Annotated in this window: 40 protein-coding genes; 38 read left to right on the top strand and 2 right to left on the bottom strand. The window is 34.4% G+C overall.

Annotated elements, in window-relative coordinates:
* Positions 1-17 precede the first annotated feature (17 nt).
* The 21 genes from NST85_RS20950 to NST85_RS20855 all read left to right on the top strand — a co-directional run bounded on the left by NST85_RS20950 (position 18) and on the right by NST85_RS20855 (position 13,116).
* On the top strand, positions 18-488 hold the full coding sequence (locus tag NST85_RS20950; protein WP_341190292.1) for a hypothetical protein: 471 nt from the start codon (positions 18-20) through the stop codon (positions 486-488).
* A 135-nt stretch (positions 489-623) separates the two neighbouring features.
* Complete coding sequence (locus NST85_RS20945) at positions 624-812, top strand: hypothetical protein (RefSeq protein WP_341190291.1); 189 nt, start codon at positions 624-626, stop codon at positions 810-812.
* A gap of 285 nt (positions 813-1,097) precedes the next feature.
* Positions 1,098-1,745, top strand: a complete 648-nt coding sequence (locus NST85_RS20940) for a DUF2625 family protein (RefSeq protein ID WP_341190290.1) — start codon at positions 1,098-1,100, stop codon at positions 1,743-1,745.
* Positions 1,746-1,762: 17 nt separating this feature from the next.
* On the top strand, positions 1,763-2,326 hold the full coding sequence (locus NST85_RS20935) for a GNAT family N-acetyltransferase (RefSeq protein WP_341190289.1): 564 nt from the start codon (positions 1,763-1,765) through the stop codon (positions 2,324-2,326).
* 145 nt (positions 2,327-2,471) lie between these two features.
* Positions 2,472-3,005 carry a hypothetical protein gene (locus NST85_RS20930; RefSeq protein ID WP_341190288.1) on the top strand — a complete coding sequence of 178 codons (534 nt, stop codon included), beginning with the start codon at positions 2,472-2,474 and terminating at the stop codon, positions 3,003-3,005.
* Between the two features lie 82 nt (positions 3,006-3,087).
* On the top strand, positions 3,088-3,477 hold the full coding sequence (locus NST85_RS20925; protein ID WP_341190287.1) for a DUF3997 domain-containing protein: 390 nt from the start codon (positions 3,088-3,090) through the stop codon (positions 3,475-3,477).
* Positions 3,478-3,698: 221 nt separating this feature from the next.
* Entirely contained in the window at positions 3,699-4,121 is a 423-nt protein-coding gene (locus NST85_RS20920) for a hypothetical protein (protein ID WP_341190286.1), read from the top strand.
* A 217-nt stretch (positions 4,122-4,338) separates the two neighbouring features.
* Entirely contained in the window at positions 4,339-5,265 is a 927-nt protein-coding gene (locus NST85_RS20915) for a phosphotransferase (RefSeq protein ID WP_127193473.1), read from the top strand.
* Between the two features lie 155 nt (positions 5,266-5,420).
* Positions 5,421-7,037, top strand: coding sequence for a hypothetical protein (locus tag NST85_RS20910; protein ID WP_341190285.1), 1,617 nt, complete (start codon positions 5,421-5,423; stop codon positions 7,035-7,037).
* A 13-nt stretch (positions 7,038-7,050) separates the two neighbouring features.
* Complete coding sequence (locus NST85_RS20905) at positions 7,051-7,422, top strand: hypothetical protein (RefSeq protein WP_341190284.1); 372 nt, start codon at positions 7,051-7,053, stop codon at positions 7,420-7,422.
* The gene (locus tag NST85_RS29390) at positions 7,383-7,541 is read left to right on the top strand and encodes a CPBP family glutamic-type intramembrane protease (RefSeq protein WP_370877751.1); all 159 of its coding nucleotides are present in this window, start codon (positions 7,383-7,385) and stop codon (positions 7,539-7,541) included. Before NST85_RS20905 ends, NST85_RS29390 begins: the two co-directional genes overlap by 40 nt.
* Positions 7,542-7,662: 121 nt before the next feature.
* Positions 7,663-8,187, top strand: coding sequence for a GNAT family N-acetyltransferase (locus NST85_RS20900; protein ID WP_341191145.1), 525 nt, complete (start codon positions 7,663-7,665; stop codon positions 8,185-8,187).
* Positions 8,188-8,256: 69 nt separating this feature from the next.
* Positions 8,257-8,583: a hypothetical protein gene (locus NST85_RS20895; protein WP_341190283.1), complete on the top strand. Its 327-nt coding sequence runs from the start codon at positions 8,257-8,259 to the stop codon at positions 8,581-8,583.
* A 121-nt stretch (positions 8,584-8,704) separates the two neighbouring features.
* On the top strand, positions 8,705-9,370 hold the full coding sequence (locus NST85_RS20890) for a Type 1 glutamine amidotransferase-like domain-containing protein (protein WP_127193470.1): 666 nt from the start codon (positions 8,705-8,707) through the stop codon (positions 9,368-9,370).
* 204 nt (positions 9,371-9,574) lie between these two features.
* Positions 9,575-9,832, top strand: coding sequence for a hypothetical protein (locus tag NST85_RS20885; protein WP_307402770.1), 258 nt, complete (start codon positions 9,575-9,577; stop codon positions 9,830-9,832).
* A 29-nt stretch (positions 9,833-9,861) separates the two neighbouring features.
* A complete protein-coding gene (locus tag NST85_RS20880) occupies positions 9,862-10,182 on the top strand; it encodes a hypothetical protein (protein ID WP_341190282.1) in 321 nt (106 codons plus the stop codon).
* Between the two features lie 116 nt (positions 10,183-10,298).
* Entirely contained in the window at positions 10,299-10,889 is a 591-nt protein-coding gene (locus NST85_RS20875) for a histidine phosphatase family protein (protein ID WP_341190281.1), read from the top strand.
* Between the two features lie 139 nt (positions 10,890-11,028).
* Entirely contained in the window at positions 11,029-11,280 is a 252-nt protein-coding gene (locus NST85_RS20870) for a GNAT family N-acetyltransferase (protein ID WP_341191144.1), read from the top strand.
* 174 nt (positions 11,281-11,454) lie between these two features.
* Positions 11,455-11,994, top strand: a complete 540-nt coding sequence (locus NST85_RS20865; protein WP_341190280.1) for a hypothetical protein — start codon at positions 11,455-11,457, stop codon at positions 11,992-11,994.
* Positions 11,995-12,050: 56 nt separating this feature from the next.
* Complete coding sequence (locus NST85_RS20860) at positions 12,051-12,545, top strand: GNAT family N-acetyltransferase (protein WP_341190279.1); 495 nt, start codon at positions 12,051-12,053, stop codon at positions 12,543-12,545.
* A 52-nt stretch (positions 12,546-12,597) separates the two neighbouring features.
* Complete coding sequence (locus tag NST85_RS20855) at positions 12,598-13,116, top strand: GNAT family N-acetyltransferase (RefSeq protein WP_246054242.1); 519 nt, start codon at positions 12,598-12,600, stop codon at positions 13,114-13,116.
* On the opposite strand, the gene NST85_RS20850 is transcribed toward NST85_RS20855, so the two are convergent.
* On the bottom strand, positions 13,093-14,010 hold the full coding sequence (locus NST85_RS20850) for a helix-turn-helix transcriptional regulator (protein WP_341190278.1): 918 nt from the start codon (positions 14,008-14,010) through the stop codon (positions 13,093-13,095). The genes NST85_RS20855 and NST85_RS20850 overlap by 24 nt on opposite strands.
* 313 nt (positions 14,011-14,323) lie before the next feature.
* On the opposite strand from NST85_RS20850, the gene NST85_RS20845 reads away from it, so the two are divergent.
* From NST85_RS20845 to NST85_RS20775, 17 genes are all read left to right on the top strand, one after another.
* Positions 14,324-15,118 (top strand): hypothetical protein, encoded by a 795-nt coding sequence (locus NST85_RS20845; protein WP_211350177.1) that lies wholly within the window; start codon positions 14,324-14,326, stop codon positions 15,116-15,118.
* A gap of 85 nt (positions 15,119-15,203) precedes the next feature.
* Positions 15,204-16,094, top strand: coding sequence for a PhzF family phenazine biosynthesis isomerase (locus NST85_RS20840; RefSeq protein WP_341190277.1), 891 nt, complete (start codon positions 15,204-15,206; stop codon positions 16,092-16,094).
* A gap of 68 nt (positions 16,095-16,162) precedes the next feature.
* A complete protein-coding gene (locus tag NST85_RS20835) occupies positions 16,163-16,774 on the top strand; it encodes a class I SAM-dependent methyltransferase (protein ID WP_127193460.1) in 612 nt (203 codons plus the stop codon).
* Positions 16,775-16,785: 11 nt separating this feature from the next.
* The gene (locus NST85_RS20830) at positions 16,786-17,013 is read left to right on the top strand and encodes a hypothetical protein (protein ID WP_341190276.1); all 228 of its coding nucleotides are present in this window, start codon (positions 16,786-16,788) and stop codon (positions 17,011-17,013) included.
* Between the two features lie 26 nt (positions 17,014-17,039).
* Positions 17,040-17,513, top strand: coding sequence for a hypothetical protein (locus tag NST85_RS20825; protein ID WP_341190275.1), 474 nt, complete (start codon positions 17,040-17,042; stop codon positions 17,511-17,513).
* Between the two features lie 42 nt (positions 17,514-17,555).
* Positions 17,556-17,930 carry a VOC family protein gene (locus NST85_RS20820; RefSeq protein ID WP_127193458.1) on the top strand — a complete coding sequence of 125 codons (375 nt, stop codon included), beginning with the start codon at positions 17,556-17,558 and terminating at the stop codon, positions 17,928-17,930.
* A 23-nt stretch (positions 17,931-17,953) separates the two neighbouring features.
* Entirely contained in the window at positions 17,954-18,325 is a 372-nt protein-coding gene (locus NST85_RS20815) for an iron chaperone (RefSeq protein ID WP_341190274.1), read from the top strand.
* Positions 18,326-18,364: 39 nt separating this feature from the next.
* Complete coding sequence (locus NST85_RS20810; RefSeq protein ID WP_341190273.1) at positions 18,365-18,709, top strand: hypothetical protein; 345 nt, start codon at positions 18,365-18,367, stop codon at positions 18,707-18,709.
* 28 nt (positions 18,710-18,737) lie between these two features.
* Positions 18,738-19,436, top strand: a complete 699-nt coding sequence (locus NST85_RS20805) for a HEAT repeat domain-containing protein (protein ID WP_341190272.1) — start codon at positions 18,738-18,740, stop codon at positions 19,434-19,436.
* A 107-nt stretch (positions 19,437-19,543) separates the two neighbouring features.
* Complete coding sequence (locus NST85_RS20800; protein WP_127193455.1) at positions 19,544-19,729, top strand: hypothetical protein; 186 nt, start codon at positions 19,544-19,546, stop codon at positions 19,727-19,729.
* Positions 19,720-19,998: a DUF4362 domain-containing protein gene (locus NST85_RS29385; protein WP_445671187.1), complete on the top strand. Its 279-nt coding sequence runs from the start codon at positions 19,720-19,722 to the stop codon at positions 19,996-19,998. The genes NST85_RS20800 and NST85_RS29385 overlap by 10 nt, the downstream gene beginning before the upstream one ends.
* A gap of 103 nt (positions 19,999-20,101) precedes the next feature.
* The gene (locus NST85_RS20795; protein ID WP_341190271.1) at positions 20,102-20,569 is read left to right on the top strand and encodes a hypothetical protein; all 468 of its coding nucleotides are present in this window, start codon (positions 20,102-20,104) and stop codon (positions 20,567-20,569) included.
* 21 nt (positions 20,570-20,590) lie between these two features.
* The gene (locus tag NST85_RS20790; protein ID WP_127193453.1) at positions 20,591-21,109 is read left to right on the top strand and encodes a hypothetical protein; all 519 of its coding nucleotides are present in this window, start codon (positions 20,591-20,593) and stop codon (positions 21,107-21,109) included.
* A 39-nt stretch (positions 21,110-21,148) separates the two neighbouring features.
* Positions 21,149-22,219 (top strand): undecaprenyldiphospho-muramoylpentapeptide beta-N-acetylglucosaminyltransferase, encoded by a 1,071-nt coding sequence (locus NST85_RS20785; RefSeq protein WP_127193452.1) that lies wholly within the window; start codon positions 21,149-21,151, stop codon positions 22,217-22,219.
* Positions 22,220-22,238: 19 nt separating this feature from the next.
* Positions 22,239-22,649, top strand: a complete 411-nt coding sequence (locus NST85_RS20780; protein WP_127193451.1) for a hypothetical protein — start codon at positions 22,239-22,241, stop codon at positions 22,647-22,649.
* A 15-nt stretch (positions 22,650-22,664) separates the two neighbouring features.
* Complete coding sequence (locus NST85_RS29380) at positions 22,665-22,784, top strand: HAD family hydrolase (protein ID WP_127193450.1); 120 nt, start codon at positions 22,665-22,667, stop codon at positions 22,782-22,784.
* Positions 22,781-22,969 carry an HAD family hydrolase gene (locus NST85_RS20775; RefSeq protein ID WP_127193449.1) on the top strand — a complete coding sequence of 63 codons (189 nt, stop codon included), beginning with the start codon at positions 22,781-22,783 and terminating at the stop codon, positions 22,967-22,969. Before NST85_RS29380 ends, NST85_RS20775 begins: the two co-directional genes overlap by 4 nt.
* Before the next feature lie 62 nt (positions 22,970-23,031).
* On the opposite strand, the gene NST85_RS20770 is transcribed toward NST85_RS20775, so the two are convergent.
* Positions 23,032-24,018 carry a serine hydrolase domain-containing protein gene (locus NST85_RS20770; protein WP_341190270.1) on the bottom strand — a complete coding sequence of 329 codons (987 nt, stop codon included), beginning with the start codon at positions 24,016-24,018 and terminating at the stop codon, positions 23,032-23,034.
* Positions 24,019-24,452 lie beyond the last annotated feature (434 nt).

The raw sequence follows: 24,452 nt of genomic DNA, 5'->3' as shown, positions 1-24,452 counted from the left end.
AGTGGAGGGATATTATTGTGCTCCATCCTGTTTTTATTGAAGGAGATTTAATCGATAAGTTTCGGGATCATCTTTTACAGTATCCTTATTATCACGTTATTCATGAAGGATTAACGGATTTAGGATGCTCGATTGAGAGATTTTCCAATATTGAGGCTGATGGGATCATAAATAGTTTTAAGAAATCTGATTTCCCACTAGCTTGTCATTTAGGAAGTAAGAGTACCGAGAAATTTTTTGATTATCATATAGCATTGAGATATGGGAATGACAAGAAAGAAGTCTTTGTTTATGAATTAGTAGTCCGTGAGGAAAAAGAAAAAAATATTATTAATGGATTACTCATGGCATATTATCTACTGACAATAAGCAGATATGGGATTGAGAAGATGCTAATTCCATATAATCTAACAAGTTTAGGGACTATTGATCATATTAATGTTGAATTTATAAGTAATAACTTAACATTACTAACACTTAAAAAATAATTACGCTAGATATCGATGATATCGTTCGTAGATACAAGAACGTAAGGAAGGGGGAGTCTTAATGCAGTATGAGTGGATAGGAAGCAAGCAACCATTTCTAGATCAAATTTCCCTAAAGTCATTAGGAGCAATTGTATGGCTTATTTGTTTCATCCAGATTTAGCAAAGTTTAATCAATATGGACTTAATCAAAGACAGTTTTTTGAATGGGTCGGGCAAGTTAATACATTTGATTTATCAGTACCTTGCTACACTTCTGGTAGGAGACAACTGAGATATGGTTCGAATTATATAGTATTAGCAACAGATGGAGTATTAGAGTAAGGAGATGGATATTATCAATCATCACATAATCTGTATAATTCATTTGTAAAAGGAGATAGAATTGATCAAAATCTACATACAATTTTAGATAATATTATGAAAGATCGAGTTAGGGATAGCGCTTCAGTTGTTTGCTGGGAAGTAATAAATAAGCAGCAAGGTTTGTTTCCTTCAGATTAATCGAAAAGAGTATGAAACATTGACAGACCGGTTATATCTACATACCTCAACAACCTATATAGATGAACATAAAGAAGTGTAATTTTTAAATAAGGAGTAGAATTTGTGAGAGATATTTCAGAACTTATCTTTGAAGATAACGCATGGGCGATGATTCAAGATTGGATTCGTGATTCACAAGCAAAGATACATATACTTGAGAATACAAGAGCTGAAGGTGAAGAAGCGCTTGTTAATTTACAAATCACTAATAAATCTACTATGGGAGCCATTGCTCTAGAATGTGGAGGCTTAGTTGTTGACCATGGTTGGTTGTACATACTTGGTTCGGGGCACCCAGAGATTTTTGGCTCTCTAATTAATAACAAACATCTATCACTTCTAGAAGAAGGATTTGTTGTGGCGTATGACGTAGTAGGAGGAATCTTTGCTATTAATACAGGGGGATTTGACAATAGTTCTCGTAATGTTTTTTATTTTGCGCCAGATACTTTGGAATGGGAAGACACAGGGAAAGGATATACTGATTTTATTTATTGGGTATTACATGGTGATCTGAATAATTATTACGAATCATTTAGATGGAGTAACTGGATTGATGATGTAAATGTATTAACTAGTGGTCAAGGGGCATCTATATTTCCATATATGTGGACGACACAAGGCCAGGATATTGAAAATAGCTTTAAAAAAGCAACCTTTATTAAAGAAATATGGGGGATACAAAGTGATTTTAGAAGTACTATGATTTAGAGCCAGGGGGGGATTACATGCTTAGTTATAAAATCAATGACGATACTCAATTGAAACTTTTAGAATTACGTTATGCTGAAGAACTATATAAGTTAAGTGATAAGGATCGGGTATATCTACGAGAATGGTTACCTTGGGTTGATGCTACAAGTATTGAAAATATTAAGAATTTCATTCAATTTAACCTTAAGGCATTTGCAGATAATAATGGAATGAGTTTAGGGATCTTCTATAAAGATAAAATTGCAGGATGTATTGGTCTACATAACATTGATTGGGGAAATAGAAAGACAACGATTGGATATTGGCTTGGTAATGAATATCAAGGGCTTGGAATTATGACAAAAGCTTGTAAGATACTAATTGATTATGCATTTAATGAATTAATGCTTAATAGAGTAGAGATTCGAGCAGCGGAATTTAATATGAAGAGTAGAGCAATACCCGAAAGATTGAAATTTATGAATGAAGGTAAAGTAAGACAGGCAGAATGGCTTTATGATCATTTTGTAGATCATGTTATATTCGGAATGTTGAAAGAGGATTGGAATAAACAACAATTGAATCCCAACGACAATTGATCAGTCCTAAGATAAGAGGTATTTAAGGCAGGGCATTTCGTGAATATCGAAACATTATTTTAAACTAGCTTAATAAGGAGAAGACAGGAATCCATGAACCATTTTTGATATTAATTATTGAAACTTGAAAAGGGTGGAAGGATCTATGGGAAACTCAATATCAATGCCTGAAAATCTTAGACACTTAGTTGATTCGATAAAAATGTCAAATGGATTAACTTCTGTATTTATTGAGGTGTTGACAATTAGTGGGTCGATTCTAGCTAAAGCAGATCGAGAAAAAGAAATAATAATATGGTTAGCTCAACAAGATCAATCTGTGGTAGGCATTGGAACAGTCGGTTTTGATATTGACGATATACCATGGACAACAGAAAATTTTGAAAGAGAGAAAGACTTCATGCTCAGAGCCATATCTAATGCTATAGGAGGATTAGGCTGGGAACGATTAAGTTATGAACCACGTAAAGATTGGGTTATTGGATGCTTAGAACAATTTAAGTTAATGATTGATATCTTTGATAAATCTAATATTAATATAAATAGTTACATAGAATGGTCTGAGATTGAAGAGGGTGACAATAACCCAACAATCCCCTTAGGCTATCCTAAATGTCAGAAACATAGTATTTACTTATCATGTCACGGATGTATTCTCTGTAATGATGAAAGTTATTAATAATATCTTTAAGATGCACTCCGGAGAAGTGTGAGTATGCAGAGAGCTCTGTAGACTGAATGGAGAGGAGCAGAAAAAGTGTATGTATAAAGTAATACTTTCAATAGCACTTTTCATTTTATTAATTGGATGCGCTGGAGTGGCTGATTATGATATTGATTTACCAGGAGATTATTCAGTCGTCAGATTATCAGGGCATCAAATTATTATTGCTCCTAAGCTTACAGATGATTCATGGGGATCCGCTGTTATTCCAACAGAAGTAGGTAGTGTTGGCTGGAATGATGATTTTATACTTGTAATGCAATATAGTATGATGAAAGATCCCAAAAGTTCAAACGGGTATGAAATTCCGGTTAAATCAAAAATGAATTACTGGATTATTGATATACAACAAAATCAGATTATTGGTCCATTGAATCTTTTGGACTTTGAAGAAACTAAGACAAAATTAAAATACCAGAAACTATAAAATTAATTGACCTAGCTAAGGTGAAAAAATAATAGTTCACTAAGGTCGATGATGTCAGTTATTTAAGCTAACTTATTGGTTATCATATCTATAATAATAGAATAAGCACAGACAACAAACGACCCAGTCTAAGATAAGAGTTATCTAAGGCTGGGTCGTTTCGTGAAAAGTTGAGTGTTATCAGAAATTCTAGGAAATTGGGAGTTGATACAATGAAGAAAGTGAGTACTTTGATATATCTCTACATATTATTCGTATTTGTTATAGCAGGATGCAATAATGCTGACACGGAGATTAAAGAAGTGAATCTACAAGGGCTCAACAACAATATCAAGACCTTTGTAGATAAAATTAAGAATAGTAACGGCTTATATTTATATTCACCAGTAGGTGACAAGCAATATCTAATAGTTAATTATTCGAATGTACTTCAAGGAGAAGAAGCAAAATTTCTTGATTCCATTAAAGCACAAATACTTGATCAAACCTTAATAATTAATATTGAAGAACTAGGCACACATGATTACACTGACAAAAGATTAGAGAACATTAGAATCTTTAATTTGGGTAAAGTACGAGAATATGAGAAGATCCAGATCTTTAAGAATGGAAAAGAGACTGCATTTGATATAGTGGGCGGATAATGAGGGGCATGAACTTTGGTAACCTAGCACTCTTGCAGAAACTATGAAGTAGTGGACCTAATGATAGAAGTCGAAATAACAGACGACGAATCAATAAAAGCACAGAAAAGTAATACAGATGCTTATGAAGTGATAATTAAATTACAAAATGAAAAAAGACCATATAATAAACTCAACTAATAAATGAAATAAGTAAACTTTCAGGAGAATTCAATATATGGATTATTGTAACCTTATTGAACTAATCAATCTTTCATATCGTATCGGTATTCAACACATTGAGCTTCATAGGGAAATGATAGGTAGAGTCTTTTTATTACATAATGAGGATAAACGCTATGTGTTAAAAGTATACCGCAGCAATAAAACGGATGACGCGTTGCAGACAGTTCGTATTCTTGATTATTTAAAAGCCAATAGTTATCCGGTTGTTTCCATTGTACAGACAGTTCAAGATGATAGCCACATCGTCCTCAATTGGCAGGATGATAATTGCATAGGCATAGTATATGAGTATATAGAAGGTGATACACCAGACGGTAAGATTGAAGCAGAATTGATTGGAGAACAAATAGGTTCACTACATCAATTAATGGAAAAATACCCTGACAAACTTATAAACAGAACAAAATTAGTGTACATCGATGACTATATTTCGATTATGCGAGAATTGGATTTTGATTCTGGTAAAGTAATAGAACTTGAACACTATGGAAATAAATTGTGGGAACGCATGCAAAGTCTTCCTAAAGGATTCTCTCACGGTGATCTTCATACAGGTAATATGATTACAAACCATAGCGGACAGTATGTTCTTTTTGATTTTGACGAAGCTTCTGGCGATTACCCGAGTATGGATGTGGCATACATGAGTGACGATACCAATTTCAATCTTTTTCATGACGCTGCTTACGATAGAACTATGCGTCTATATGAACGCTTTTATTCGGGTTATAGTAAAATACGCACATTAAGTGACAATGAGTTTTATGCTGTTTTCGATTTTATTGCAATAAGACATTATCAGATCATTTCAAGGATCGTTCGGTGCCAAGGTTTATCGAGCATTTCCAAAGACTTTTGCGATGAACAATATAATTGGCTCATAAGATGGAAGAATCTTTGTATGAAAAACAAAAACTAGGTTATTGATTGCATGTAGCTAGTCAGTTGGATCCGGTCGCTGTCACTACCTTAAGCCTCTCAGATTCGTCGATACCCAAACGTTATGTGATATTCGCTAAATCAGATCATAAGAAATAACGATCATTTTTTATATAAATTTGTGAGGTAAAAAAAATGGGTACTACATTTACTAATCTACAAGTTAGAGAGCATTCGATAGATGAAATTGAAAAAGTGATACCCCACTGTACTGCGAGAAATTTATCAAATGGCTGGACTACGATTGTAAGTGAAAGATTCCAGGTAGGAGATATCAGTAAAGTTGGCAGAAAGTTATCAACAGCAATTAATAAAAGTGTTTTGTCCATAGAATATTTCGATGAGGACGTACTAAGAATGACGATCTACAGAGATGGTAAAGCTGTAACAAGTCATGTAAACCCAAATGGTTATAATGTTCCCCCGAAAATGGGTAGTCCAAAAGTGTTTCTTGAAGAACTCGGGTTTGATTTGAACGAAAGTAAATATTTTAAAGAAGTCCTCAAATGTGAAGATTTAGGTAAGAAGATTGAATTACTTCAACATTTTCTAGGAGTTGCTTTATGGATTGACGATAGAATGCTGATTGATGGCGCAGAGTCAGAATTTCATTACGAACGAAATATTGATTTAGTAAAAGAATATATCAGTGAGCTTAGAAAGAAAAACGATATTAAAAATCAAACCAAAGCTAACATAATTATGGAATTTGAAGGGGCTTTAATTACCGGGCTAGGTAACAATAAATTCTTAATTGGAATTCCGCCGTATCTTAATCATAGTTATGAGAAAGAGTTGATGTATACGTTTCTACCAAACGGAATTTTAGATCCTATCATGGATTTAACTTCCTTCCAATATGAAAGAGGGACAAATTTCTTAACTGCAACAAATGAATACATAACATTTTACTGTCCACTTAGAAGAAAATATTACGTTTTTGATTATCATGGAAACATGATTTCTGAAACGTCAATGAGTACAACTGTCACCAATCCGATCTATACGTTTAATGATGGGGCTTTCCTTACTGGTAATGCCGAAGCGAAAAAAATAGTATGGTATGGACCTGAATTGGAAATGAAGAGAGAGTTTCCATATTACACGTATTTTTTTGTTTTTGGCCAATCCATATATCTATATAGAATCGATGAGAGTAAATATATAGAACTGAAAAAATTAAACTTCTCAGGACAGATCGAAGCTGAAATCAATTTGGAATTTGATCCTACTTGGTATATTGGCAATTTTAGATGCTTAATTGGTTCTGAAGGAAGGATCTATTTTTTTTGTAACTTGTTTGCTCATGGAAAATCCTTCACGAGGATAATGTGCTTCACTGAAAAATTGGAGAAAATTAAAGAAATAGATTTGGATGGGGATGCTCGTCCATTAATAGATAACACTAATCATAAAATATTTTTGCATGTTTTCGATAAAGAACTGATCGTCATTGACGCATTATCCTTACAAATCATTTCCCGAAGAGATTGGGATGATTATGAACTAGATATAATGACTGTTGATTCATTAGGAAGGTTACTTGTATTAGTTGGCAATAGTAGAATTTATTTATTAGACACACAGTTAAATATGATCTCGCATCACAGGTTAAAGGGGGGAGTGCGTAAGTATACTTTTATCAATGAATCAGGAAATCTCTGTCTCATAACTGGTTCAGAAGAGCCAAATGAGATGGGGTGGACTTCTAGTAATATGAAGATAAGAGTGTATGAAATAATGGAATCCTAGTTGGGAGGTAACAATGAAATCTATAGAATATAATAATAAGCTATTAATAGCTTATTATTTAAGCTTACTATTCTTATGGACTCTTAAAGAAAGTATATTTGTTAATCTTGAGAAAAGCATAATGATTGCAATATTGTCAGGGTTAATTAAAATAATCATTTGGGTTTTACCAGTAATTATTATATTTCGTAAGGAAAAACTTTGTATTAGTGATAATTTAAAACTAAGAATATCCAAGAGCACTGAATTTCTATATATTGCTATAATTATTGTCCTCGTTCTAATTGCAGTTATTGCGAAAGTGCAGCTTCAAAATAAGTCGATTTTGAATTTACCTTTTACCCTATATGGGGATTCAGTGGTTATAGCGTTGGATATATTCTAAGCATAAGTGTTAATGTTCTTATACTTGGGGTGATCTTTGGAGTAATATACAAGAAATCAGGAACCCTCTGGGCACCAATAATATTACACTCAGGTTATAATTTGTTTATAAATATTTAGTAGGCAAAATTCGAGGAAAACAGTAACTTTCTTTATACTATCAGGTACAATGACTATCGAAGTAAAACCATGTATAGTTCATCAAGTATTTAATAAGGTCGGATAAAGAGGAGGTTTGATGATGCATCTTGAAACCCAAAGACTAATCATTCGTGACTTTAATATGGAAGACTGGGTAGATGTACATAAATACGCATCAAATCATGTGGTAACTGAACATATGATTTGGGGACCAAATAGCAAAGCTGAGACACAAGCATATGTAGAGGAGCAAATCACAAAACAACAATCAAGCGACCGAACCGATTTTGAGTTCGCAGTAATACTTAAAGAGGCAAATATTTTAATTGGTGGATGTGGAATTTATATCAAAGAAAATAATGCTGAGATAGGCTATTGTTTTAACCCCGAATGGTGGGGGAGTGGCTATGCTACAGAAGCTTCAAAAGCAATGTTAATGTTCGGATTTGAAAACTTCAAAGTACATAGAGTGTTTGCGACATGCCGCCCTGGAAATATAGGGTCAGCCAATGTCTTGAGAAGAATCGGTATGAAACAAGAAGGTCATCTAAGGGAACATATGTGGCACAAAGGGAAATTCCATGATTCTTATTTATTTTCAATATTAGAAGATGAGTATTACTGAAAAATATCAATAAATTTTAAGAGCTAGAAGAGGGCGATAAATTCAATTTAAATTTCATTTTTTAGGGAAGTGAATAAGTTGTTTAACTCAAAGGAACTAATACAAGAGAATCTAAATAAAATTATCAACAATTATAACTCAGAGATAGCTGGAAACGTCGAAGCTAAAATAACTTCTTTTAGTTGGAATGGGATGTTAAATGATTTCTTACTTGAATTCACTATTGGAAATACTAAATTAACTTTTCGAGTCAATAGTGAATTATGTAAAGAAAAAGGCTATAATTTCAATGATATGAATGTAATTGATCAATTTGAGAAAGAGATTCATTACTTGAAACGTGCTTATTATAGGGGGATTTACAGTAAAGATTATTTGCCCTTCGTTACATGGTAAATATAAAGAATGAGTAAAGACATCGCAGTGGAAGGAATTGGGTACATACTTAAGGAACATGAAGGAGAAAAAATCGTTAAGAATGTATGAATGTAAATAATACATATGGAGGTAATTACGTATGAAAACTCACTACTATCTCAGTTGGTTTAATGATTTTTTTCCAGAGAAGCTGGTCCAATGGTTGCATGAGGATATACAAGACAGAAAATCGCTTGTTATGATTAGCGCTGACCCGTCTGGTTATACAGGTGAGCAAATTAACTTTGATGATGTTTCTGAATGGACATGGTTGAATCAGGCTAATATTATTTTTGATGAATGTCATTTCATTGATTACCGCATGCAGAAGGAAGATGCCCGGCGATTAATTCAAAACGCTTCTGTCATTTTTTTATGTGGTGGATATCCTGTTTTGCAGAACGATTTTTTGGCTGAATATGAATTATCGGATGTTATTAAGAACAGCAATGCCGTTATAATGGGTGCCAGCGCCGGTGCGTTAAATATGGCTGCAAAATGGTTAAGCTTGAATAACACTGATGAAGTTGAAACAAGTACTATTTATGATGGTATTGGCTTTGATCATTTTGCCTATGAATCTCATTCTCAACGCGACTACGCCACGTTTGTTCAAGGTTACCTGTTCCCCTTGTCTGAAGAGATTGATGTTTACGCGGCAGAACAGGAGAGCGCTATACGTGTAAAGGACGGCAAAATAGAAATAATGGGTCCTTTATATTTAATTTCCCGCTCAAAGATTCAGAAATTGGTTGAGACGCTCTAATTAGAGTGAGTGGCTGTGGCCTAACAGAATTAACTGTTTTTAAACAGATGCAGTCTTAATATCCCCAGGACTTATTGTTGGGCAGAAATGATAAATTTTTTAGACCGCCTTCAATGGCGGTTTTTCTATTGAATATACTTAAGAGTATTGCTAAGGAAAGTGGTATGGTTGAAAGCAAATGATTGAAATTTAGAGGAGGTCAAGATGGATAGTTTTGGATTAGTGTGTTTAATCGCTCTAACACTATTAGTTATTGCAATCTTTTATGCATTTGTATTTTTGGACTTTATTAATCCAAGTGCTCTGCAAGTTCAACTATTAGGTGTACATATTTTATTATTCGGAGTGATTATTTTATTGGCATTTGAAGGTTCTTCTGGATATGGATTTACCTTTGGTTTAATTGGGCTTATTACAGGGATTTTCGGTTCATTTAGAGAACCCAAAGAGTCCAAAAATTGAAAGTTGATTAAATTGTTAGGAGGAGTCCCATGCAAGATAGAGTTTCATTACTAATAGTTTTATCAACTCTACGGTTACATAAGGAAATAACCAGGCCTAACAAGCAAGAAATAGTCAATTATACTCTATCAGAATTTATAAATAATATATCTGAAGAAACAATCGAGGGAAGTTTTAATCAATTAATAGGTAAGGGAATTATCAATTGCGTGGATGATATATTTGAAGTGCATCTCGGAGTCAGACATATATATGTTGAAATATTACAGTATGATGATACTAATGAGAACTTAGATGAAACTATTGCAATTCTTGATAAGAGAATAAAGGATATCGAAAAATTAGATTAAATAACACATTCGTAGAAGTCCCCGATATCATATAACATAGTATCTACGTAGATACGCAAACGTTAGATACAAGATCGGCAGTATCAAACCACAAAAAATTTGAAAGAGGAAATAGTATGACATGGATAGGACTTATAAGACATGGAGTGACAGATTGGAATTATGAACACAGAGCACAAGGACAAACTGATATACCTTTAAATGATGAGGGACGAAGACAAGCTGAATTACTATCTAGGAGAATGGAAAACGAAGACTGGGATTATATTTATTCAAGTGACTTATCAAGAGCACTTGAAACAGCTGAAATTATAGGAAGTCTTAAGAATATTGAAGTGAGAACTGATCAACGATTAAGAGAAATGAACTGCGGACTTATCGAGGGAACAACTGAACAAGACAGAGTTAATAAATGGGGATACGGATGGTCCAAACTAGATCTTGGCATAGAATCAAACGATGAGATAATGACAAGGGGAATGAAGTGTATTATGGACATTTCCGAAAGACATCCCAGCAAAAAAATATTGATAGTAAGTCATGGAGCATTAATTGGACTTACCTTAAAGAAACTAATTCCGCATATCGATACACAAGAACAGCTTCATAATACATCGGTGACAATTTTAAATAAAGACCAATTTAGATGGGATTGTGAACGATATAATTGTATTACTCACATTGAAAACGATAAGCATAATGAATAGAAATCCAAAGAAGGCATTCCCGTTGTGAAAAAGTACAAATGAGATTGTATTCACGCTACGCAGCAACATCCTTTAGTTAACAGAGGTATAATCATAGAAGACAACAAACGACCCAGCCTAAGATAAAAGCTATCTAGGGCTGGGTCTCGGTTTCGCGAGAGTTATTAGTGATGAGGCGACGTTTTTTTATATATGTGATGTATTTGTTTTGGAGGAGTGCAGAGGTAAGGGGATAGGAAAGAAGCTAGTTGAAATGATTGTAGACTCAGAAGAATTTGAAGGAATGATGGGTCTATTAGGGACATTGGATGCTCACGGGTTATATGAGAAACACGGATTTATTAAGGATCCTGATCGTTTTATGAAACGACCTCCCAAATGGAATGTATAAAATTAAAGCAATGGAAAATCAGAGAAGAGCTAACTTCGCTTAACACCGTATTTATGCATCAGGACTATCGCCCTTCGGTTATCAGTTGTATAATCGTGGAAGAAAACTCGGACAATAAATTATTGGCAGAGTTTTAATTAATTACATGAATTATTCGGATAGGTGTGAAATAAGTTGAATAAAAAACAGTTTAATAGGTTACTGATATCTTTAATTTTGATATTTTCCATGGCCGCATGCAGTACTCCCGAAAAAAAACTAGTAATCAATGATCAAGACATAACTAAAGGTGAAATTTATCTAGGAATGACATTCGATGATGTATTAGAAAAGATTCGGCTTTTAAATTTAGAACTATACTCCGAGGATACTGAGGAAGGAATAGAAAATTCTCGCACTGTTAAAATGCTGGGCACGAATGAGTATATTTTTAATTTCGATAATTCTTTAAAATTAGTTTCAATAAGTACATTGGATACTTTAACAACTCCTAGTGGATTAGAATCGGGAAGTAGTATTGTAACAATGAAGCAAATTTACGGAAACAATACGGATACTGCTCAAGAAGGAGAATTCACCTTATACCGTTACAATAAAGGAGATTATAGTTTAGTATTTTATACGTTGAATAGCAAAGTCTATTATTGGTCTATCTACCAAGATTGCAACTTTGAGATGATAGATAAAAATTTCTCATACTCTTGCAATAACTAGTAATAAAATATCAGCAATGGATAAGGATAATCTAGGGATAATCTGGGGGTAGGAAAGTGGAAATTTCGATATTTAAATCTAGTCTCAATGAAGCAACGATTATTCACGAAATGCAAATTAAAACCTTTATGCCGTTACTAAATAAATATCAAGATTATGAAACCAGCCCTGCTAATGAATCTGTGGAACGAACAATAGATCGATTAAATCAATCATTTACGGATTATTACATTATTAAAAGTTCAAATCTTACCGTAGGCGCAATTAGAATTGTAAGGAAAGAGAACAAAAGATATCGTGTTGGCCCAATATTTATTTTGCCCGAACATCAAGGAAAAGGAATAGCACAAAGAGTATTTTCGATTATCGAAGATATATATAACGATGCGGAAATTTGGGAGTTAGATTCGATAGTGCAAGAGTATGGAAATTGTGCTCTCTATGAAAAGTTAGGTTATCATAAGACCGGGGAGATAAAACAAATTAACGATACAATGACAATTGCGTCTTATGAAAAAACCTTGAACAGCGTATATCAATTCGGAAATTAATGAACTGATACATAATCAAAATTAATAAAAAACTATACGGAGGTGTATTTTGTTGATTGAATCTGATGAATTAAAGTTTCGGAAGACAGAAGTAGCTGATTTAACATTTGTCTTAAATGCCGAAACGGATCCTGAAAACACACCATTTATTGGGCAATGGACGGTTGAACAACATTTAGAATCATTAACAAATGAAGATATACATCATTTAATAATTGAGAACAAAAACGGAGACAAAGTTGGATATGTAATATTAACTGGTTTACTAGATTCGAATAAAGCTATATGCATAAAGCGTATTACTATTCAGATGAAAAACAAAGGTTATGGGAAGGAATCGTTGAAGCTTATAATCAATTGGTTTTTTGAAGAAACTGAGGTTCATCGGTTATGGTTAGATGTTAAAGAATTCAACACCCGAGCAAGGCATGTGTATGAATCCGTTGGCTTTATTTTTGAAGGAACACTAAGAGACAGTATTTTCAAAGGAAATAAATTTGAATCTATTTCTGTAATGTCGATTCTTAGGCATGAATACATGAGTAATCTACTGTTTAATTCTTATAGGTAACCAAAGCTTAAATTCACTGCTTCCGTTACCAGCAAACCATCCGGGCTGAAATATCTGTTCTTCTATGAATGGGCGATTTTCCATATCAAGCTCATAAGTTTTCATTTCAATTAGGCAGTCATATATTTCCTTTGATGACTTTTTCATGGACTGTCCAATATCAATCGACCCATCGTCGTGAAATTCATTCAGTACGACATCTCCGACAATATATAGTCCCTGTGGGGCGTTATCAACCTCAACACCATGAAACCGACCATTTTCATCTATTTCATGTTCATAGAGAAACATTTGTGCTACATATTCATGAGAGTCACAGTCCTCACCCTCTGAATGGTGCCCCATAGGTGCATAACCAATGCAACGTCTGGCAGCATAATCGCTTAATGCTCCTATTGCCCATTCACGAAGCATAGAAAATCCCTTATCTTCCGGATCTATGCCATCAACGCGGAATGTTGCGGCTTTTATTCCGCTGAATTCTTCAATTCGGACGATCGGCTTTCTTCCCATTATGATATTTCCTCCTTGTACTTTTAAATTAATTGAAATCCGCTCCAGCTCATTATAAATTCCTAGCTTTCGAACAGTAGCTGGTGGCATGCCATGGAAGGTATGAAATGCTCTTGTAAAACTTTCAGATGATTCATATCCATACATAGTAGCAAGATTAATAATTTTGATGTCTGAATTTATCAGTTCTCGAGCAGCCAGTGTCATCCGCCTACATCTAACGTATTCTGAAACCGTCATATCAGTCGCAAACAAAAAAAGACGTTGAAACTTTGTTAAAGAACAACAGGCTTTTTTAGCTACCTGATTATAATCGATTTTTTCATGAAGATGTTCTTCTATATAATTTATTGATTCATTTAGATTCTCTACCCATTCCATTTGATATTTTCCTTTCTTAATAGAGTATTAGCTGCGTATAACAGTAAAATAACTTATCTGTATATTACGACAAACTTAATAATAAATCCTTGCAGAACAAATTATCTTCTGCTAGTGTTGTTGCCTTTCAAGATTCGTGAATAAAACTGCAATGGCAGTTCATCGATTAGATGCGCTAGGGATGTATAGGATACCTGGAGAGAGAAGTCATTTATATGTAGCATTAATGAACCAGATAACGTCTTAATTGTGTAAGCTAATAATAATCTATGTCATCCACCCGGGGGGATGATTAGAGAAAAGAGGATTAATTATGGGGCTAGATGCATATGTGAATTGTAATTGCGTGAAAGAGGGAAAAGTTAAGCCTCCTCCTTTTGATATCAGCTTGCTGGAATGGACCGACGAGGGGATCGATTTATCGGACTCTGCCGATGACGGAACGTACCATCTTTTTTTGAAATGGCGTGAACATGCTTGTGAGCATGAGAATTTTAGATACTACTATAATCGGGTCGCCAATATCGCTGGAGGGAACTTCTTTTTTGGAGCGATGGAGCGACTGGGACAAGAAAATTTTCCGCTATTAAATTCGATATGGGGGAATACCTTATCCGCGAGCCAGGCGAATAAGGCTCTGAAAGAATTGGATATTCTGGAATCCAGGGTAAGCGAACTCCAGGGAGTATTTCTTCTGGAATCTAAGTCACAGGAAGAATATGCTAGGGCTCTGCCCGGCGATGACAGGTGGTTCTACTCTTCTGGAATGGAATTTACTTATCGGTTAAATGACAATGGATTCCGTATCGTAAACCAGGACAACCTAGAGCTATTTCGATCAATGGCATTCACGCAGGAAGTGGTCTGTTTGGAGAAAGATAGTCGAGTAGGCCGGCTAGTGTGGTTTTGCGATTCTGAGACGGGAAGCCTTCACAAGTCAACCCACCCATTGAGTAAAAAGATCTGGGGAGTCGAGGAACTCTACTATCCAAACTCTATGCAAGTCGTTACAAGGGAGCTTAAATGCTCAGATCTGCATTCAACAGTAGTATTAAGAGAGCTGTTTGAGGCGTCCCTTCAGACGGGTAATTCGATCATCTGGGTGTGAGCTGTAGTTGGATCGAATCATTGGAGAAAATATTATCTGTGGTAGTCAATCCGAGTCAATTTACATATGAAAAGTGAGGATCAAGATGAATAGTGTAAATGTCCTGCATTATGATGCTTTTTCTAGTGTTCCGAATAAAGGAAATCCCATTGGTATTGTGTTGAATGCTGACTTCTTAACTGAGGATGAAATGCAAAATATAGCTTTTAAAGTCGGCTTTAATGAGACTGTGTTCGTGTTGAATTCAGAGAAGGCTGATCTAAGATTGAAATATTTTACTCCAGGACATGAGATAAATCTCTGTGGACACGCAACCATAGGGTCATTATATTGTCTAAAGTCCAATGGGATGTTCGAGGATAGAAATCTTATTCAGATTGAAACGAATGTAGGTATACTACCAATCAAATTTGATCAGATGAATGACCAACTATCAATAGAGATGAAACAAGACAGGCCTCAATTTACATCTTTTAATGGGGATATAGATAAGCTAGCCAAGTCAATAGGACTTGTGAAAGAAGAGTTGGATTTAGACAAGCCTATCGTTTATGGAAGTACTGGCACTTGGACTTTACTGGTCCCAATCAAAAAATTGAGCAGCTTTAATCATATGATACCTAATAATCAACAGTTCCCAGATGTACTTGCCGAGAATGTCAGATCATCCATACATCCGATTTGTTTTGAGACTTATGATAATAGAGCGTTGATGCATGCAAGACATTTTTCCTCACCTTACTCAGGTACAATTGAAGATCCAGTAACAGGGACGGCATCAGGTGTAATGGGTGCTTATTATTTATTGTATTTAAATCAAAACTTAAATTCTGTAGAGTTTATTGTAGAGCAAGGCCAGGAAATTGGAAGAGATGGAAGAGTACATGTAAAAGCAATACGAAGCGAAGAAGATATAGATATTTTTATTTCAGGAACAGCAATATTTGTACAAGAACTTAAGATTGGGTATGTATAATTGAAGAAGAGCCAACATTAGAAATCCGCGTCATTATAAAAAACTATATTCAAGGAGATGGAATAACTGTGGAGCTGTTTAAGCAAATACCATTGTACAGATTTTTGGCCTTATGTAATGAGAGTGGCATGGAAAAGACAATATTAGATTGTGGGGCTGGCGGAGATTCGCCTCCATTAAGTTTGTTTGCAGATTATGGATATTCTACATGCGGAATAGAAATGAATAACGAACAACTTAAGAAGGCCGATCAGTTTGGACAAACAAGAGGACAAAATTTAAACATCCTACAAGGCGACATGAGACACTTGCCAATGAGAGATGAGTCAACGAGTTTTGTGTACTCGTATAACTCCATTTTTCATATGAGAAAATCAGATGTGAAAGAGTCAATAAATGAAATGAAACGAGTTCTAAAACCTAATGGATTACTATTTGTTAATTTCTTAACCCTTAAGGATTTTCGAGTTGGAGACGGAGTTGATTTAGGAGAACATCAATATGAACAAATGGAAGATGATGAATTAGTAATACACTCTTATTATGATTATCTTGAAGCAGATTCTATGTTTGATGATATGCAATTAATATACAAAGAAGATAGAGTACTAGAAAGAAAGTTCGAAGGCGAATGGATACGGCAAGGGTTTATCGATTACATATATATAAAAAGTAAATAAGGGGGAGTAATATGGAAAAAACAAAAATCTACAGAAACGTTGTTAAGTTGAAAAGCATTGACATGTTTCTGTTAATCAGAGCAAAAGGCAACGAAGCAATATCAGATGAAGATTTCACCAAGATGCAATCGCTAATCCCAAATTGCCTTGGCCATGAAATGTCACATCCCGACCACAATGTTCATTTAGGAAACAAAGAAGAGTTTTATAAATATTTTGATGAATTTTTGAAGAGTTAAGAACTGGCTCGTAAGGAGAATATATTATGGGTACTATGATCCTTAAACGTTTTAATGGAATTGAGAAGTTTAAACTATTAGAATCAAGGGCTTATGTTGTTCGTAGAGCTGATGAAGCAATAATGATGTGGTTTGAAACTGAGACAGACTCTCAAGCCATTATGTCAGTTGATGATACTGCTAACTTCGCAAGGAATCCAAATGCTGAAATTACAGTTTATCTAGATAAGTTAATACTCAAAGAATTTGGGATTAGAACATTTGAACTCTCGCAAGGATATAACGAAGAAAATAGAGACCTGGATGCTAGATTGTATTATTTTGAGTATCAAGATGTAAATGAAAACTTAATAAAATTGGAGTATAGAGGTAATGGGGTCTTTTTTCTTCAATGGAGTGGAACAACGATAGATATTAGTTATTATGACGACAGTAAACCAAAGACGATCCTTGAAATAGAAGGGGACTTTTTATTAGAGGATTACACATCTTGGGAATGAATGATCACTGACTCATAAATCCTTATATAAGGGGAGAGACTTATGATAGTACCACAGTTATATTTGAATGGTACTTGTTGTGAAGCTATAGAACTTTACAAAACGGCATTTAACACGGAAACAGATTCAATTATGTTTGACACTCAAAGGGAACCGGAGAAAATTGTTATTCATGCAGAAATGCACGTTCTTGGAACTAGATTAATGCTTAGCGACTTCGGAGGCACTAGAGAATCATCGGCAGATACTACTATGGAGATAGTCGCCATATTTGAGAATGATGATGTTTTAAGAAAGGCATATCAAGTTATGAATGATGGAAGTAAGACGATTACTCCAATAGGTCCAACATTTTATAGTCCATGTCTAGTTCAGTTTATTGATAAATTCGGCGTTAGATGGTGTTTTATGGTTTAAAGTTATTTTAGGAGGGGATCCATATGGAAGTTTTTGCAGAATATTTAGCACGTATCGATAACCCGCAACATCGGGCTAGAACGGAAGAAGTTTTGGCTTGGATAACTAAGAAATTCCCGCATTTAATGCCAAAAATAGCGTGGAATCAACCTATGTTTACCGATCACGATACATTTATCATTGGCTTTAGCGTAGCCAAACAGCACTTGGCTGTTGCCCCTGAAAAGGCAGGGATTAATCATTTTTCTGATGAAATTGTGCAGGCTGGATATGATCACACTAAGGAGTTGGTTCGTATCAAGTGGGATCGTCCAGTTGATTTCTCGTTACTCGAGAAAATGATCGAATTTAATATTTTGGATAAGGCGGAATGTTCAACGTTTTGGCGGAAATAAAAATAAGATAGCCTATAGAAGCTGGAGTTGGTACATGTAATGAAATTTGAATTTAAGAACTTTTCATGTGATGTGGATGTATTTTATAAAGATCAAGATATTGTAGTCAGGTTTTATGATGGTTCAAGAGAACAAACAGAAAATGAGATTGTGAATTTAGTCATTGTTGATCCTGGTTTTGGTTATTTGATTCTTAAATTCAAAGGTGATGCGGCATTGCTCAGTGGTTACTTAGATGAAGTAGTTTTTAGGTCGGATGAGATGGTCGAGGCAGCGATTCAGTATATTGAAGGTTTAGCTACCCGATCAACAAATATATATATGCCGTATCATATTGCACGAATTAAAGAAACTAGTTTTGTTGAGTACAATGGAGAATATTAATGAAGCCTTGGTTTAAGGGAGGAGAAATATGTTTATAGATCTTTTTAATAGACTCAATATAACTGTACCTGATGCATTACATAAAGAGTTAGAATCTCACAAAAACCAGCAGAAGGATCAAATTTACTTCTTAAGATTAATGGAGTTTGAGGAGATAATTGAAACAGTTGATTGTATGTCTAAAATAGAGGTTTATCAAGATGTTATTCCTTTATGGACTGATAATAATTCGAACTATATAGGCTTTCATTTTCAAGGTGCATGCAAATATAAGATAAGTTATTTGAATCATGAAGAAACTGATCTATCTCCAGGATTTAGAGGTATAAGTTCATTTATAAAGAAACTTGAATCACAACCCCATTTTGATTGGGATGAACTAAAAAGAGACTACCCTTCCGAAGTTGAAATTAGTAATACGGAGCTTGTTGAAGACTTGAATTGTATTGATGAGTTGAATAATCTGATAAACTTTAGTCAACTTTTAAATGATGAAATTCGTTGTCAATATATTTTTTCAATAATGGCATTAACACCGAAAACACATCTTGATTCATTAAAAAAGTATTTAGATGATGAAGATATGTATGTTCAAGAGAGAACATGTGAGATCATAGGATTTCATAGATACCTTCCAGCTAGAGAAAAGTTAATAGAGGTTTCCATAAACGGAATGCATAATGGTAAGCTAGCAGCCAAAAGAGCATTAGCTAGAATGAGAGAATAACATCATATTCACTTTGCGGACCTGGCACTAGCGCGCCTTAAGCCAGTGAGAGTTCGTGATTACATAAGTTAGGTGAAATTACTGAAAATCGAAATGGGGGGGTCACTGTGAAGTTTATATATGCCTTATTACTTTTTACTTTAATCCTGACGGGATGTAATAACTCTTATTCATCTGAGGAAGCAAAGAAAAACGGTGATATAATTACGGGTCCTCCAGGAGAAATTAACTTTGAAAAGATGGATAAGTTCATAGAAGACATAAAAAATGATCGGAAAGTAAGATTAGAATAACTAGTTATACAATTGAGGGAGATCCAATTCTAAATGATGTAGTTTACAAAAATGGCGTAATTAAATATACCTACGATAGTTCAAGAGATAAACATGGTGGAAAAGCTAAAGGCAAGTATAAAACTCAATGTAAGAAGATTGAAACAAGAGAAATCACTGGAGATGGCGATGGAGATAGGACTGAATATATATTGACTGGATGTGAAGAAATAATAGGAACACATGACTCAGACAATGAAGAAATATATATATTAAATAAATGGAAGTGAATTCGGTCTGAAATAAAAATTAAAGCAAGAAAATAAGTATAAGCTAGAACGAAGATGGCATCCGCAAGGAACTAAAATAATTCACTTAAAATGGAGAAACATTATGAAGCTTATGCCAGAATATGCGCAAACGTTAATTGTAGGCGTATTATTTCAAAAAACATGGAGTTGGTATATTACTGAAAGAGAATATTGGTTTCTAAATACTGAAATGGAAGATAGGTTTGGTATTACCGTATTGGATGTAACAACTGCAGAGACCTTTCTAGATAAGATAATTGATTTAAAGGTATCAACAAGTGATTTAAGGAAGTTACTTGTAGAGCTTGAAGATGCGTTTATGAGTACTGATGAAGTACTTGAGTTTATACCCACTATTTATGTGAATTTTGATGATAGAGTCTTTTATTCCTTCTTTCCAGAACCTATGTCATTTGAGAATTACGTTCCAGTAGGTTGGATTGGTGAATATAAAGATTTTTTTGATGAAGTACCAGAACAGGAACGATATTGGTTAGTAGATGGAGATCATTTTTTTGATGAAATATTTAAAAAGTTTAAGAAGATATAATGCAATGGAGGTGGTCCATTGATGAAGCGGAGAATCGCATTAATAATTATTTTGTTCATAGTTCTCGTTGCTGCTGGAATTATTCGATTTTATAAGAATCTTTCACCGGAAATAAAGCCAACTGATCTAGTAATAGAAAGTACAATTCAGAAATTGGACGACGATCTATTTATAATCGAGATGCAAGTGAATCGCAAAGCAGATGATAATTATTCGAATTTTGTGTATCCATTAGTATCTGGTCTAGGTAATATCTCTTTTATTGAAGAAGACAACTTATATTCACCTTCTTCAGTTGGAGATGACAGTGAAAGTCATGAACTGCTATTGAATAATTTTACTTTTAAGCAACTGAATTATGACCTTAACGGTTTTTCCATCCCAAGTAATAAAGGAATATATAAGATGAAATTTACTTTAAGAAAGTTTGATGATTTTCAAGAGATAAAAGATCCACATATTTATTATATTCATAAAGAAAAGAGGTTTGGAAAAACACTAAACTGGATTGAGAAGTTTGATGTAGAAATACTTGAATAAGTGGAATCGAGACGCTGGATAATTAGTGAGGTGATTGTGATGGCGAAGCGAATATTATTTACCGGTGGGGGTTCTGCAGGTCATGTGACTGTTAATATAGCTTTGATTCCTAAGCTTGTTAATATGGGCTGGGATGTTAAATACATGGGTTCAACACAAGGCATTGAAGCAGAATTGGTTAAGAAACTTGCTAATGTGGAGTACACTAGTATTTCAACTGGGAAGTTAAGACGGTATCTTGACTGGGAAAACGTAAAGGATCCTTTTCGTGTTATAAAGGGAGTTTTTCAAGCCTACCAATGTATAAGAAAAATGAAGCCAGATGTAGTTTTTTCAAAAGGTGGTTTTGTTTCGGTCCCTGTAGTTTTAGGAGCATGGTTGAACCGTGTACCGATTATTATTCATGAATCAGATATCACCCCCGGGTTAGCTAACAAGATTTCTATTCCTTTTGCCTCGAAGATATGCGTAACTTTTCCAGAAACAAAGGAACATATAAACAGTGACAAGGTATTATATGTTGGAGCAATTATCCGAGAAGAGCTTATGCATGGTAGTACGAGCAAAGGACTAAACCTGTGTAATTTTTCAAAAAATAAACCGGTTATTGTCTGTATGGGTGGAAGTCTGGGATCACAACGAATGAACGAGATACTTCGAAGAAATTTGCATCATTTAATCAATAAATTTCAGATTGTTCATATATGTGGTAAGGGACAAATAGACAATTCATATAATATCTATCGCGAATATAAACAATTTGAATACGTACATAGTGATTTGGTCGATATTTTAGCCATGACAGACATTGTTATTTCACGAGCGGGATCAAACTCTATATTTGAGTTTCTATCGCTAAAGAAGCCTATGTTATTAATACCTCTTTCTAAAGAAGTCAGTAGGGGAGATCAAGTATTGAATGCTCAATCGTTTAAGACCTCGGGTTACTGTGAAATTTTGCTTGAAGAAGACATGGATGATGATGCATTTAAGGAAGCCATTCATAATGTATTTGAGAAGAGATTTGAAATTATTGAGAAAATGGAACAGAGTGGAAATAACAATGCTATTAACAAAGTAGTTGAGCTAATTACGACTATTTCTATGTAGGGTTGAGGAGGTTCACAATTTGAATGGAATGATTAATAAAGGGAGAAACAATGTGAGGGGATTTAACTTCATTTTGGGAATTATTTTTCTGATAACTATAGTTTCTTGTTCTACGACAACGACAGAACCGGAGACGACAGGGATTAACGCTAATAATGATTTATTATCACAATTTGCATTCGAGGGTAGAATTTACTCTATTGAAGGTAACGTAACACCTGTCGAGAAAATAGAAAAAGAAGTTGGAGAAATAAAAGAAATTTTAGACGATGTTAAGGAAAACGGTCAAGCTAAATTATTCAACACCAAAATAGACTTAATAGAAGGAACAAAAATATATTCCATTCAAGATGTAGACAAAGATACAGTAGTAGCCGTCAAAATTAAAGATATATATTATACTGCGTTTTTTTTGGGGAAATTAGATTAGCTTTCGGGGGGAAGTATGAAACCTAAAGCAATTATCTTGGATTTAGACGGAACACTCTTAAATTCAAGTAAAAAAATATCGCTTAGAAATTTGAATGCAATTCAGGCCATAAGACAAAAGAATGTGTTGACATGAAAGATGTTCTTTGTTTTGGAGATGACTTTAATGATTTAGGATTGTTTCAATCATGTGGGTATTCAATCGCAATGGGAAATGCAATAAAGGAATTGAAAGAAATAGCATCTGAAACCACGGAAACGAATGATAAAGATGGAGTAGCCATAATATTGGAGCGAATTGTTAGCAGTTTCGAAAGGTAAGCGTCAAATAGCCCACACCTGTTCACCAAGATGTGGGCTATTTGATGCTCGCTATTTTCTCGCTATTCACAATTCTCAAATATTGGCTCAATATTTTCTTTGATAAATTCTATTCTATCTTTAGCACGTGGATTAAAAAGAGAAGCAATAGAAACTACCATTTTTTTCTTTGTATTGACATAAATAATATTTCCTCCATCTCCCATAGCTGCATAGCCATGCTCTTTATCATTACCAATCCACCATAAATATCCATATGACAGATTGAGTTTTTCCCATCGGCTATGTTCCTTTGTACTCTCGTCTATCCATCTTGTCGATACAATTTGTTTTCCGTTCCACATTCCGCCATCTAAGTATAATTGACCTACTTTTGCCATATCTGTAGGAGAGAGAGTAAGGCCCCATCCTCCTGTATTTACTCCAGCCCTGTCAGCAACCCAGCCACTGATATTTTTAGCTTTATTAAATGCGAGTTGTTCCTCTTTACTATGAAAAAACACATTACTCTCAACAGTAATTCCCAGTGGCGAGAATAAATTTTCTGTTGCGAAATCAAACACAGATTGCCCAGTTGCTTTTACAAGAATGCCCGATAAAATATCTGGTCCTATGAGGGGAGTGTATCTAAATTTCCCTATCTGCCCCCTACCTCCTAATAAATCAAGCGTAAATTTTACCCAGTCATCACTCGTGAAATACTTTATGTAGGGTGTAAACTTATATTTATACGGAGCTGTCATTGTCAGCAAATTCTTAAGTGTAACATTCTGTATTGTTTTTTCTCTTCTTTTAACGGTGTAATCCGGGAAAAAATCCAATACTCTCTGGTTCATACTTTTGATGTGCCCATTGTCCATGGCAATCCCAATCAATATGGAAATAATACTTTTTGTTACTGAATAAACATGGATTCGGTTAGTAGCAGTGCATTCATTAAAGTAATTTTCATATAGTGTTTTACCGTCTTTTAGTACAACCATGCCTGCAATATTGCTATAACCATTGTTTATTTTCTTTTCCAACTCTGTCACTTTTTCTTGATTCATATGTTTTCTCCTTTATCATTTATTGTCTTTCTAGCTCAATCGTCCTTTCTTAGTTCATATGATTACCTCCTCTATCTAAAGGTTAAATTGATTAGAAATTATTTTCAACACATTTTTTTTGATAAATTTTATTTATATATGGTACAGGTTATCTTGTTACAAGGTGGGGGGGATTTGACGCTTACTTTGAAAGAGAGTGTAACTTCAGCTAACACCGTATTCATGTTGCAGCTGGGCTTTCGCCGCTTGAATTCCGTATGTATAATAATGGAAGGGTATCGGATGACAATATATCATAGGTCAGAGTGCAGGAGCAGCAGTTCTCAGGACTTCAATTGAACATGCAATGATCTTGTAGTAAAGATTATTGTGAAGATTGCTTACTATTGTTAGGTAAGAGAAGAACTATAATTTGTGTAGATTGTTATAATCAT

The sequence above is a fragment of the Paenibacillus sp. FSL K6-2524 genome, assembly GCF_038005525.1.
Taxonomy (GTDB): Bacteria; Bacillota; Bacilli; order Paenibacillales; family Paenibacillaceae; genus Fontibacillus; species Fontibacillus anaericanus.
This window is presented reverse-complemented; position numbering and strand designations above follow the sequence as displayed.